The organism is Serratia sp. BNK-23 (assembly GCF_047456145.1).
Classification (GTDB): Bacteria; Pseudomonadota; Gammaproteobacteria; order Enterobacterales; family Enterobacteriaceae; genus Serratia; species Serratia nematodiphila.
This window is the reverse complement of the sequence record NZ_CP179900.1, coordinates 2972714-2985106: the sequence shown is the minus strand read 5'-3', so window position 1 is coordinate 2985106 and position 12393 is coordinate 2972714. Positions and strand designations below refer to the sequence as shown.

Here is a 12393-nt window from a genome sequence, read left to right as displayed (position 1 = left end):
CCCTGCGGGCCGCCGTTGGCGGTCCAAAACGCAGGCGTTTTGTCGAACCCTGTCGAGGCTTCTCGCCCCTCTCGGCGGTGCGCCATGCAAAAAAAAAGCCTGGACGCGAATCCAGGCTTTCTCTTTGAATTTGGCGGTGAGAGAGGGGTTCGAACCCTCGATACACTTTCGCGTATACACACTTTCCAGGCGTGCTCCTTCAGCCACTCAGACACCTCACCGTTTTGTCGTCGATAACGCCTTGCGCTGTCGACGGGCGCTAATGTAGGAGAATCTGATCTCAGCGTCAACCCTCTTATTTCATTCTCATGACTGTTTAGCCAAACTTGCAGCAATTTGCTGATTTACCGAACGATATTCCCACTCTTGGCCACCGGCGGGCAGGGCGGACTGTGTTCAAAACGCGTGAAAGATGATTGTTTGACCTTTTTCTGTACGGGTAGCTCAATATATCGCCAATGAGATCGGTCTATTTGATGTTATATGCATTAATACTGGATTATTAGTCAAATGTGTCGCTAAATGGAATTATGTCGGCGCGGCGTTTTTGGCAAGGAACATCACGGCGCCGCGCAGATTGCCGGGAGACAGGCCGGCGATATCGCAGACAGGGACAGACTCATTACATAATAATGCAGTAGAGGTTCGTTTTGACTCCTTCAGATGCCATGCCGGCGCCGCAAGCGCGCCATGCCATTCCCCCCGGTGCGGGGGCGCTGTTCTTCATCCAGATCTTCGCCACACTGGGCTTCGCCGTGCTTTACTCCACGCTGGTGCTGTACGCCACCAAGCGATTGGGCTTCAACGAAAGCAGCGCCAACGCCATGATGGGCGTGTTCGGCGCCTTCAACTATGGTCTGCACATGTTCGGCGGCTACCTCGGCGGCCGTTTCCTCAGCAACCGCAACCTGTTCGTGCTGGGCATGGTGTTGCAGGTGATCGGCTGCGCGCTGATTGCCGTCGCGGGCGTGTGGGGGCTGTACTGGGGGCTGGCGATGTTCCTGACCGGCAGCGGCCTTAACGTGACCTGCATTAATATGATGCTCACCCAGCGTTTCAAACCGGATGATGACCGGCGCGAATCGGCATTCCTGTGGAACTACGCTGGCATGAACCTCGGGTTCTTCGTTGGCTTTACCGTCGCCGGGTATTTCCAACTGACGGAAAACTATCGCGCGCTGTTCCTGTTCGCCACGCTGGGCAATGCGGCGGCGATCATCGTCGCCGTCTGCCGCTGGCGGATTCTGGCGGATCTCAATACGCCGCTGCACGATGCCAGCCGCAGTCAATACCGTTGGCGCATGCTGGCCGGGCTGGCGGTGCTGGTGGCGCTGGTGCCGATTATCCGCGTGATGCTGACCCACGCCGAGTTCAGCGGCCATTTCGTGATCGTGCTCGGCGCGCTGATCTTCCTGATGCTGTGCGTGGTGACGCTGCGCCACCATCCGCGCGATGAGCGCCGCAGAATGGCGGCCTATCTGATCCTGGCGCTGGGGTCGCTGGTGTTCTGGGCGCTGTATCAGCTGGCGCCGATGGGGCTGATGCTGTTCTCCGAGCACAACATCAACCTGAACGTTTACGGCATTCAGGTGGCGCCGCAGTGGATCCAGAATATCAACACGCTGGTGATCGTGGTGGGCGGCCCGCTGCTGGCCTGGTGGTTCAATCGCCTGCGCGCCCGCGGTTGCAACATCGACATTCCGCTGCAGTTCTCCGGATCGCTGTTCTGCATCGGGCTCGGCATGCTGGTGCTGCCGCTGGGCATCAGCATGGCCGGCGGCGACGGGCTGGTGGCGTTTAAATGGATCGTCATCAGCTATGTGCTGCAAAGCGTCGGTGAATTGATGATCTCGCCGATCGGTTACGCGATGATCGGCAAGCTGGCGCCGCCGCGCTATCAGGGCGTGATGATGGGCTGCTGGATGATGGTGACCGGCGTCGCCTCGGTGCTGGCGGGCTACGTCTCCGGCCTGATGCCGGAAAACAGCGGCAGTACGCCGCTGCAAACCAATCCCGGCTACAGCGAAATCTTCAGCGCACTGGGCTGGGGGGCGACGGGCGTCGGCGTGGCGATGCTGATCCTCATTCCGCTGTTGCGGCGTCTTATCCGGCGCGACGGTCCGTCTGCCGCCTGATTTGGCGAGAATACACAGCAGCCCCACTGGTCGGGGCTGTTTTTATTTTGGGCTTTAACGCTTGCATCCGGCGGCGAATCGCGGAAGGCTGAAGGAAAACCAATAAAAACAAACCGGAGCCCGCAGTATGAACATCATCTATTACCACCCCTTGTTTAACGCCCAGGAATGGCTGATCGGCATCAAGCAACGCCTGCCGCAGGCCGAGATCCGCGAATGGCAGCGCGGCGACGAGCGGCCGGCGGATTACGCGCTGGTATGGCGCCCGCCGCACGAGATGTTAGCCAACCGCCGCGATCTGAAAGCGGTGTTCGCCCTCGGCGCCGGCGTCGACGCCATTCTCGATCAGGAGCGCAAACACCCCGGCACACTGCCCGCCGGCGTGCCGCTGCTGCGGCTGGAGGATACCGGCATGGCGCAGCAGATGCAGGAATATGCGCTGAGCTATGTGCTGCGCTATTTCCGCCGTTTCGACGAGTATCAGGCGTTGCAGCAGCGGCAGGAATGGCAACCGCTCGATCCGCACTCGCTGGATGATTTCACTATCGGCATCCTCGGCGCCGGCGTGCTGGGGCAGAGCGTGGCGCGCAAGCTGACCGAGTTTGGCTTTAGCGTACGCTGCTGGAGCCGCAGCGCCAAACAGATCGACGGCGTGCAAAGCTTCGCCGGAGAGGCGCAGCGCGGCGCCTTTCTCGACGGCGTCAAACTGCTGATCAACCTGCTGCCCAATACGCCGGAGACCGTCGGCATTCTCAACCGTGAGCTGTTCGCGCAACTGCGGCCGGGCGCTTACCTCATCAACATCGCGCGCGGCGCGCATCTGGTGGAGGCCGATCTGCTGGCGGCGCTGGAGCAGGGGCAACTGGCCGCCGCCACGCTGGACGTGTTCGCCCGCGAGCCGCTGCCGCAGGATCACCCGTTCTGGCGTCATCCGCGTGTCACCATTACCCCGCATATTGCTGCCATCACGTTGCCGCAGCAGGCGATGGATCAGATCGCCGCCAACATCCGCGCGCTGGAGGCGGGGCATGCCCCGGCCGGCGTGGTCGACAGGCAACGGGGTTACTGAGCCTTCAGCCGCCGTTCGGTAACTGATAAGCTGTTATCGTCATCGCGCCTGTCCGTACCTTTGCGGGCGGGCCCTCTGGAAGGAGAAACAATGTACCCCGTTGATTTGCATATGCACACCGTCGCCAGCACCCACGCCTACAGCACGCTGCACGATTACATCGCCGAAGCCCAGCAGAAGGGCATCAAGCTGTTCGCCATCACCGATCACGGCCCGGACATGGCCGATGCGCCACACTATTGGCACTTCATGAACATGCACGTGTGGCCGCGCCGGGTGAACGGCGTGGGCATTTTGCGCGGTATCGAAGCCAACATCAAAAACCTGCAGGGCGATATCGACTGCACCGGCCCGATGCTGACGGCCACCGACGTGATCATCGCCGGTTTCCATGAGCCGGTGTTTGCGGCGCAGGATAAAGCGTCCAATACTGAAGCGATGATCGCCGCGATGGCGCAGGGAGACGTGCATATCATCAGCCACCCCGGCAACCCGCGTTACCCGATCGATATTCCCGCCGTCGCGGCGGCGGCGGCCAAATACGAGGTGGCGCTGGAGCTGAATAACTCGTCGTTCACCCACTCCCGCAAGGGCAGCGAGGCCAATTGCCGGGCGATCGCCGCCGCGGTGCGCGACGCCGGCGGCTGGCTGGCGCTGGGTTCGGATTCGCACGTCGCTTTTTCACTGGGTAATTTCGAGCACTGCGAGCGCATCATCGAAGAGGTGGGCTTCCCGCAGGAGCGCATTCTCAACGTCAGCCCGCGCCGGTTGCTGGATTTTCTCGAGCGGCGCGGCAAGCCGGCGATTGCGGAATTGGCCGATTTGTGACATCGTCCCGGCAAAATTTTCCGTATTGTATAAGGCATTATCATGAATGAGTTTTCCATTGTCTGCCGCGTGCTGGGTACGCTGTTCTACCGCCAGCCGCAGGATCCGCTGCTGGTGCCGCTGTTCGCGTTGATCAAAGAGGGCAAGCTTCAGCAGCACTGGCCGCTGGAGCAGGATGACCTGCTGAAGCGCCTGCAGCAGGGCTGCGACGTCAACCAGCTGGCGACCGACTTTAACGCGATGTTCGTCGGCAGCGAATGCAGCGTGTCGCCGTTCCGCTCCGACTACGTCGAAGGAGCCAGCGAAGCGGAAGTGCGCACCTTCCTGCAGCAGCGCGGCATGCCGCTGGCGGAGGCGCCGGCCGACCATTTCGGCCAGCTGCTGCTGGCCGCTTCCTGGCTGGAGGATCAGTCGCAGGAAGATGAAGCGCAGGCGCAGATCGCGCTGTTCGACGAGTTTCTGCTGCCGTGGTGCGGCCGCTTCCTCGGCAAAGTGGAAGCGCACGCCACCACCGGTTTCTACCGCACGCTGGCGCTGATGACCCGCGACGCCATCCAGGCGATGCGCGACGAGCTGGCGGAGTACGAGCAGGACGACGAAGCGGGCGACGAAGACGCGTAACGCCGCAGCCATCCAGGCGGGCCGCCCGGCCCGCCGATCCGCTAAACACAGGTTTGCATCCCCCAGACGTAAATTGACAAAAGATCCCCTAATCTGGCGGTTTACCGTCGGTTCGGCCGCGCCTGCGCGCCGCGCTTTTTCACGCAAGGGGTAGATGATGAAAAGTAACTGGATGCAGCAGATTCAAACGTTGATCGGGCAGAAGGCCGGCGCGATGGGCGGGGCGGAAGGCATCGGCAAGCTGCTGGCGCCCACGGCGCTGGGCGGTCTGGTCGGCGTGCTGTTGGCCAACAAATCCTCGCGTAAGCTGGTGGGCAAGTTCGGCAAAAATGCGCTGATCATCGGCGGCAGCGCGGCGGTGGGCGCGGTGCTGTGGAACAAGTATAAGCAGCGGGTGAAAGAGACCCATCAGGACGAACCGCAGTTCGGTTTGCAAACCACGCCGGTGGATCTGCGCGCCAAACGTTTGGTGCAGGCGCTGGTGTTCGCCGCCAAGAGCGACGGCCATATCGATGCCGACGAACAGCGCGCCATCGATCACAGCCTGGCGCAGCTGCAGGTGGGGGAAGAGGCGCAGGGCTGGGTGCAGGAAGCGCTCGATCAGCCGCTCAACCCGGAATTGATCGCCCGCAGCGTGCAAAACGAAGACGAGGCGCTGGAGGTTTACTACCTGAGCTGTCTGGTGATCGACGTCGATCACTTTATGGAGCGCGGCTACCTCGATGCGCTGGCGCAGGCGCTGAAGATCCCAGCGGACGTCAAGCAGGGCATCGAGAGCGACGTCAACGAGAAAAAGCGCGAGCTGGCATAGCGCCGCTTGGCAAGCCGGGGGGAATCGTGTCACTCTTGCCGCAATCTATGTAAGCGGATGATTTAGTAATGATGACCCCACCGAAAGCGGAAAAACGCCCTTATCCCATCACCATCCACGGCGACACGCGCGTGGATGACTACTACTGGCTGCGCGACGACGAGCGCGCAGACCGCCAGGTGCTGGACTACCTGCAGGCGGAGAACGCCTACACCGATGCGATGCTGAAACCGCAGCAGGCGCTGCGCGAAACCCTGTACGAAGAGATGGTGGCGCGCATTCCGCAGCAGGAACATTCGGTGCCTTACGTGCGCCACGGCTATCGCTATCAGACGCGCTACGAGCCGGGCAACGAATACGCGATTTATGTGCGCCAGCCGCAGGCCGAGAGCGAGCAGTGGGATGTGCTTATCGACGGCAACCAGCGCGCCGAGAACCACGAGTTTTACACCCTGGGTGGGCTGGACGTCAGCCCAGACAATCAGCGGCTGGGGGTGGCGGAGGATTTCCTGTCGCGCCGTCAGTATGACATTCGCTTCAAGAACCTGGCCGACGGCAGTTGGGCGGAGGAAGTGTTGGAAAACACCTCCGGCAGCTTCGAGTGGGCTAACGACTCCTCGACGGTGTACTACGTGCGCAAGCACGCCAAGACGCTGTTGCCGTATCAGGTCTATCGCCACGTGGTGGGCAGCGATCCGCAGCAGGATGAGCTGATTTACGAAGAGCTGGACGATACCTTTTACGTCGGGCTGGAGAAGACCACCTCCGAGCGTTTTATCCTGATCCACCTGAGCAGCACCACCACCTCGGAGATCCTGCTGCTGGACGCCGATCGTGCGGACGCCAAGCCGCAGCTGTTCGTGCCGCGCCGCAAGGATCACGAATACGCCATCGATCACTATCACCAGCATTTCTACATCCGCTCCAACAAGGACGGCAAGAACTTCGGCCTGTACCAGAGCGAGCAGGCAGACGAAGCGCAGTGGCAGACGCTGATCGCCCCGCGCGCCGACGTAATGCTGGAGGGCTTCAGCCTGTTCCGCGATTGGTTGGTGGTGGAAGAGCGCAATGCCGGCCTGACGCTGCTGCGCCAGATCCACTGGCAGACGGGCGAAGAGAAACGCATCGCCTTCGACGATCCGACCTACACCACCTGGCTGGCGTATAACCCGGATCCGGAAACCGCGCTGTTGCGCTACGGCTATTCGTCGATGACCACCCCGACCACGCTGTACGAGCTGAACATGGACAGCGGTGAGCGGACGATGCTCAAACAGCAGGAGGTGAAGAACTTCACGCCGGAAAACTACCGCAGCGAGCGGGTGTGGGTGAAGGCGCGCGACGGCGTCGAGGTGCCGGTCTCGCTGGTGTATCGCCAGGACAGCTTCCAGCGCGGCGCCAACCCGCTGATGGTGTACGGCTACGGCTCTTACGGCAGCAGCATGGATCCGGCGTTCAGCGCCAGCCGCCTGAGCCTGCTGGATCGCGGTGTCGTGTTCGCGCTGGCGCATATTCGCGGCGGCGGCGAGCTGGGGCAGCTGTGGTATGAAGACGGCAAACTGTTCAACAAGCAGAACACCTTCAACGACTTTATCGACGTGACCGAAACGCTGATCGCCCAGGGGTACGGCGACGGCAAGCGGGTGTTCGCCATGGGCGGCAGCGCCGGCGGCCTGCTGATGGGCGCGGTGATCAACCAGGCGCCGCAGCTGTTCCACGGCGTGGTGGCGCAGGTGCCGTTCGTCGATGTGGTGACCACCATGCTGGACGAGTCGATCCCGCTGACCACCGGCGAATACGACGAGTGGGGCAACCCGAACGAACAGGCCTATTACGACTACATCAAACAGTACAGCCCGTACGATCAGGTGAAGGCGCAGGCATACCCGCATCTGCTGGTGACCACCGGCCTGCACGATTCGCAGGTGCAGTATTGGGAGCCGGCCAAGTGGGTGGCCAAGCTGCGCGAGCTGAAAACCGACGATCGGCAGCTGCTGCTGTATACCGACATGGATGCCGGCCACGGCGGCAAATCCGGCCGCTTCAAGGCCTATGAGGATATTGCGCTGGAGTACGCCTTCATTCTGGCGCTGGCGGAGTAACGGCGAACAGCGGGCGGCCTGCGCCGCCCGCTGTGCTAGCCAATCAGATAGTATTTCAGCGTGTGTTTCATGTCCGGGCTCAGATCGTCGATGGATTTCAGCATCCAGCGCAGATAGCCGGGATCTTCCTGGGCGATGCGATCGATTTCCTGCCCGCGATACTTGCCGAATTTGAACTTCTTCAGCAGCACCGGCTGTTCGGTGATCTGCACCATTTGCTCCGGCGTCCAGCCCGAATCCTTGATGATGCGTTGCAGCAGCGCGGCGGTGACGTAGCAGTCGTACAGCGCGCGGTGCGGGTACAGCGTGGCGTCTGCCGGCAGCTGCACGTCCAGGTTCAGCGCGTAGCGCAGATACTGGTTGCCGTACTTGATGTCCGGATACAGCGTGCGCGCCAGCTTGAGGGTGCAGATCCAGGCGCCGTTCATCTCCGGCAACACCCCGCGATCAAAGGCGGCGTTGTGCGCCACATAGTAGGGGCTGCCCTGATAGCGGCCGATCGCCACCGCAATGCGCGGTTTGCCTTCCACCATCTGTTCGGTGATGTGGTGAATAGCCATCGCGTCGAGGCTGATGGGGCGGTCCGGGCTGACCAGGTCGCTCATCGGATTGGTTAACTGGCCGTCGAGCAGATCGAGGGAGGCCACTTCCACCACGCCGCCGTCCAGCCCGCAGGTCTCGGTATCTATTACGCGTAACGTCATGCTTTCCTCCGCGTTGCCGTCAGGCTTCAGCTTAACCGGCACAGGCGGCCGTGCCAACCGTCGAAAGTCTTGCCGGCGATGATCAGCCCAGGAGCGTCATCCGGCGCGGCAACCAAAAGCGCTCCCGTTTCATCCCAGATGGCGCTGCGGCCTGCCGGGATCCAGCCGCCGGTCGGCGCCGCATGGTTGGCCATCAGCGTGACCATGCCGTAACGCCGGGCATAGCCTGCCAGCGCGGCGCTGTCTTTCGCGTAACCGGCTTCAGATACCAGCACGCCGGCAGCATAAATCTGCGCGCCCGCCTGTGCGGCGGCGCTTGCGTGGCCGGGCTCCGAAGTATCGGCACAGATAGCCAGCGCGATGCGTTGCCGATGTATTTCCAGCGGCGAGCCGCCATCGCCGGGCAAGAACCGTTGCCGTTCCGCGCCGTGCAGATGCTGCTTGGTATAGGGCGTCAATGCGCCATTGGGGTGAAAGATCAAGGCGGCGATATGCAGCGCCTGGCCGCTGCGTAAGGGCGCGCCGACGATGATCGTCATCTGATGCGATTGCGCCGCCGCAGCGAGCGGTTGCAGACGCGGATCGCCCAGTGTCAGCACCAGTTCGGCAGCATCAGCCAGTTCATAGCCGCTGAGCGACAGTTCGGGAAACACCAGCAGCTGCACCTGCTGTTGGGCTGCCTGCGCGACAAATTCAAGGTGACGTTCAAGGTTGCAGGCGATATCGGCCGCAGCGGCGGGGTATTGGGCGGCGGCGAGGGTGAAGCAGGACATCGGCCATCTCTCCTGTGAGGCAATAAAAAACCCGCCTTGGCGGGTTTAATGACGGATGGAAGGACGCTTACTCACCAGACGGATGCGCTTTTTTGGCGCGTTTCTCCGCACGTTTCTCTGCTGGGGTTTTCAACGGCTTCTTCTTCGCATTTTTTTTGCTATCCATTCCCTTACTCATGATGGCCTCTCGTTACCTATGATTGGGTGGCTTGCTCAGCCATTAACCGCCTAAAGCCGGCAGGATGCAAGCGACAAAGTGCGAATTGCACTTAACCGGCTGTTTGCACGTGAAATTTTGTTTTTGGATGACCGGGTGATAAAAATAATTATTATGTTATAATATTACACTTTCAATATTCGGAGAACGCAATGACTGTGATGGCATTACCGGATGCGCAGCAACTGCTGGCCATGCCGGATTCTGATTATATGAACTCGGTTCAACGGGCGTTTTTCCGTCAGCTGCTGCAGGATGAGCGGCAAAAGCTGCTGCTGCACATCGATGAGCTGAAAAAAGAGATCGATGGCGGCGAAGCGACGGGCGATGAGGCCGACAAGGCGGCGCGCGAAGAGGATTTGCGCCTGCTGTTCCGCCAGCTGGATCGCGAAAGCCGCCTGCTGCCGAAAATCGATGCGGCGCTGGCGCGTTTGCAGAACGGCGAATACGGCTACTGCCGGGAAACCGGCGAACCCATCGGGCTGGCGCGCCTGCTGCTGCGTCCGACGGCGGAACTGAGCATTGAGGCGAAAACCGCGCAGGAGATGCGTGAGCCGCATATGCGTAAAGGCGGGTAAGGTCTCAGCCGCCGAGCGTATCCACCAACAGATCGAGAAAGCGCCTGACGCGAGGTTCCAGCAGGCGCTTATTCGGATAGAGCGCCACAATCCTGACTTCTTCACCCGCCACGGCGCGCAACACCTGCTGCAGACGGCCGGCGGCCAGGTCCTCCGCAATCATAAACTCCGGCAGATACGCGATGCCCAACCCGGACAGAGCGGCGTCGCGTAACGCTTCCCCACTGTCTAGCCGCAGGCGGCCGCGCACCGGGGCCTTGACCCATTCGCCGCGCTCGTCGCGCAGCCGCCAGGGCTGTTTTTGGTTGCGGCTGCTGAACAGCAGAGCCTCATGCCCGGCGAGCGACTCGACGGTTTGCGGTTCGCCACGGGCGGCGAGGTAGGCGGGGGAGGCGCACAGCAGGGCGCGATACCTGGCGAGGGTTCTGGACACCAGCCGGGTATCCGGCGCCGTGACGCCGATCCGCACCGCTAAATCAAATCCTTCTTCCACGATATCCGCCAGGCGATCGGAAAAACTGATCTCCACCTGCACCTCAGGCCAGGCGACGAGAAATTTCGGCACCAGCGGCAACAGGATCCGTCTGCCGAAGGCGGCGGGAGCGGTCAACCGCAGCACCCCGCGTGCGGTGCCTTTGTCGCCGGCCACGCTGGCCTCGGCGTCGTCGACCGAAGCGAGGATCTGCAGACCGCGCCGATAAAACTCCCGCCCCTCGTCGGTCAGGCCAAGTGAACGCGTGGTGCGATGCAACAGCCGCACGCTCAGCCGCTGCTCCAGACGCGCGATGGCTTTGCCCGCCGCCGAGCGCGACAGCCCCATCGTCTGTCCGCCGGCGACAAAACTGCCGGCGTCGACGACGGCCATGAAAACCTGAATGTCATTGAGATTCGCCCGCAACATGCCGCCCCCCGAGATTCGATGATAAGATAATTAATTTAACATATTCAATGAATTAACTGCATATCCAATGTCGTTTCAGTGACGACGTCCATTCGCCAATCAAACGATTATAGTCGCCATGGAAACGATAAACGGTTGGAGAAGCAGCATGAAAAACGGCATCACGCACTACCATCACGGGGTCATTTGGGAAGAGGAGAATGGCGTGTCCCAAGGCGTTCGCGTCAAAGACACCCTCTACATTTCGGGGCAGTTTTCCCATGATATGCAGGGTGAGTTTATCGGCGCGGGCGATATCGAACGGCAAACCCAACAGACGTTGGACAACCTGGATCGGGTATTGGCGGGATTCGGCGCCGAACGTTCGAACCTGGCGTATGTGGAGATCTATCTGACCGATGTACAGGCGCATTTTGAACCCTGCGTTGCGTTGTTCAAACGCTATGTCGGCGATCACCGGCCCGCCGGTTCGCTGATCGGCGTCACCGGGCTGGCTTCGCCCGAGCAATTGGTGGAGATCAGTGCGATTGCGCACCTGAACTGATCGGGCCTGTGGGCGTTTTGCAAGCAGGTCGTTGTGATTTTGAGCAAACGCGCGCCGAGTTCCCGGCGCGCGTTTGAGTTTTCAGGTTTTACCGTTGACCTGCCGGGCGGCTTCCGCTTTGATGAAAGCATGACTCACAGAGAGACGGAAAGCGCCATGGAACAATTACGAGGTTTGTACCCGCCGTTAGCGGCATACGACAGCGGTTGGCTGGACACTGGGGATGGCCACCGGATCTACTGGGAGCTGAGCGGTAACCCGAACGGTAAGCCGGCGGTTTTCATTCACGGCGGGCCGGGCGGCGGCATCTCTCCGCACCATCGCCAGCTGTTCGATCCCGAACGCTATAAGGTGTTGCTGTTCGATCAGCGCGGCTGCGGCCGTTCCCGTCCGCACGCCAGCCTGGACAACAACACCACCTGGCATTTGGTGGCCGATATTGAGCGGCTGCGGGAAATGGCCGGCGTCGAACAATGGTTGGTGTTCGGTGGTTCCTGGGGATCGACGCTGGCGCTTGCCTATGCGCAGACCCACCCGGAACGCGTCAGTGAAATGGTGCTGCGCGGCATCTTCACCCTGCGCAAGCAGGAGCTGCATTGGTATTACCAGGACGGCGCTTCGCGCTTCTTCCCGGAAAAATGGGAGCGCGTGCTGTCCATCCTCTCGGATGACGAGCGTAAAGACGTGATCGCCGCCTACCGGCAGCGGCTGACCTCGGCCGATCCGCAGGTGCAGCTTGAAGCGGCCAAACTTTGGAGCGTGTGGGAAGGGGAGACGGTCACGCTGCTGCCGAGCCGCGAATCCGCTTCGTTCGGCGAGGATGATTTCGCGCTGGCGTTCGCCCGCATTGAAAACCACTACTTCACCCATTTGGGCTTCCTGGAGAGTGACGACCAACTGCTGCGCAACGTGCCGCTGATCCGCCATATTCCGGCGGTGATCGTCCACGGCCGTTATGACATGGCCTGCCAGGTGCAGAATGCCTGGGACCTGGCCAAGGCCTGGCCGGAGGCGGAGCTGCATATCGTGGAAGGGGCGGGGCATTCGTATGATGAGCCGGGCATTTTGCACCAGCTGATGATCGCCACCGACCGGTTTGCCGGCAAGTGA

General features: G+C 61.2%; 12 protein-coding genes and 1 tRNA gene. 9 read left to right on the top strand and 4 right to left on the bottom strand.

Annotation, left to right across the window (positions count from 1 at the left end):
* Nucleotides 1–131: 131 nt before the first annotated feature.
* Nucleotides 132–221: transfer RNA gene (locus ACMGF9_RS14175), tRNA-Ser, on the bottom strand.
* A gap of 447 nt (nt 222–668) precedes the next feature.
* On the opposite strand from ACMGF9_RS14175, the gene ACMGF9_RS14170 reads away from it, so the two are divergent.
* The 6 genes from ACMGF9_RS14170 (at nt 669) to ACMGF9_RS14145 (ending at nt 7566) form a co-directional block, all read left to right on the top strand.
* Nucleotides 669–2135, top strand: a complete 1467-nt coding sequence (locus ACMGF9_RS14170; protein WP_049188171.1) for a peptide MFS transporter — start codon at nt 669–671, stop codon at nt 2133–2135.
* A gap of 127 nt (nt 2136–2262) precedes the next feature.
* Nucleotides 2263–3204: a glyoxylate/hydroxypyruvate reductase GhrA gene (ghrA, locus tag ACMGF9_RS14165; protein WP_015377473.1), complete on the top strand. Its 942-nt coding sequence runs from the start codon at nt 2263–2265 to the stop codon at nt 3202–3204.
* A gap of 90 nt (nt 3205–3294) precedes the next feature.
* Entirely contained in the window at nt 3295–4032 is a 738-nt protein-coding gene (locus tag ACMGF9_RS14160; RefSeq protein ID WP_414160292.1) for a phosphatase, read from the top strand.
* Between the two features lie 42 nt (nt 4033–4074).
* Nucleotides 4075–4653, top strand: a complete 579-nt coding sequence (locus tag ACMGF9_RS14155; protein ID WP_015377474.1) for a molecular chaperone — start codon at nt 4075–4077, stop codon at nt 4651–4653.
* Between the two features lie 157 nt (nt 4654–4810).
* Nucleotides 4811–5464 carry a tellurite resistance TerB family protein gene (locus ACMGF9_RS14150; protein WP_025302440.1) on the top strand — a complete coding sequence of 218 codons (654 nt, stop codon included), beginning with the start codon at nt 4811–4813 and terminating at the stop codon, nt 5462–5464.
* Between the two features lie 68 nt (nt 5465–5532).
* Nucleotides 5533–7566 carry a S9 family peptidase gene (locus tag ACMGF9_RS14145; RefSeq protein WP_118892170.1) on the top strand — a complete coding sequence of 678 codons (2034 nt, stop codon included), beginning with the start codon at nt 5533–5535 and terminating at the stop codon, nt 7564–7566.
* Between the two features lie 35 nt (nt 7567–7601).
* Here the strand turns inward: ACMGF9_RS14145 and exoX are convergent, their stop codons facing one another.
* Together exoX and ACMGF9_RS14135 are read right to left on the bottom strand one after the other, a co-directional pair.
* Nucleotides 7602–8270, bottom strand: a complete 669-nt coding sequence (gene exoX, locus ACMGF9_RS14140; RefSeq protein WP_004928833.1) for an exodeoxyribonuclease X — start codon at nt 8268–8270, stop codon at nt 7602–7604.
* Nucleotides 8271–8296: 26 nt separating this feature from the next.
* On the bottom strand, nt 8297–9043 hold the full coding sequence (locus ACMGF9_RS14135; RefSeq protein WP_118892169.1) for a carbon-nitrogen hydrolase family protein: 747 nt from the start codon (nt 9041–9043) through the stop codon (nt 8297–8299).
* Between the two features lie 369 nt (nt 9044–9412).
* Between ACMGF9_RS14135 and dksA the strand changes: the two genes are divergently transcribed.
* The gene (dksA, locus tag ACMGF9_RS14130; RefSeq protein WP_004928840.1) at nt 9413–9838 is read left to right on the top strand and encodes an RNA polymerase-binding protein DksA; all 426 of its coding nucleotides are present in this window, start codon (nt 9413–9415) and stop codon (nt 9836–9838) included.
* Nucleotides 9839–9842: 4 nt separating this feature from the next.
* On the opposite strand, the gene ACMGF9_RS14125 is transcribed toward dksA, so the two are convergent.
* Complete coding sequence (locus ACMGF9_RS14125; RefSeq protein WP_118892168.1) at nt 9843–10739, bottom strand: LysR family transcriptional regulator; 897 nt, start codon at nt 10737–10739, stop codon at nt 9843–9845.
* A gap of 148 nt (nt 10740–10887) precedes the next feature.
* On the opposite strand from ACMGF9_RS14125, the gene ACMGF9_RS14120 reads away from it, so the two are divergent.
* On the top strand, nt 10888–11283 hold the full coding sequence (locus ACMGF9_RS14120; RefSeq protein WP_085336340.1) for a RidA family protein: 396 nt from the start codon (nt 10888–10890) through the stop codon (nt 11281–11283).
* Between the two features lie 156 nt (nt 11284–11439).
* Nucleotides 11440–12393 (top strand): prolyl aminopeptidase, encoded by a 954-nt coding sequence (pip, locus tag ACMGF9_RS14115; RefSeq protein WP_004928848.1) that lies wholly within the window; start codon nt 11440–11442, stop codon nt 12391–12393.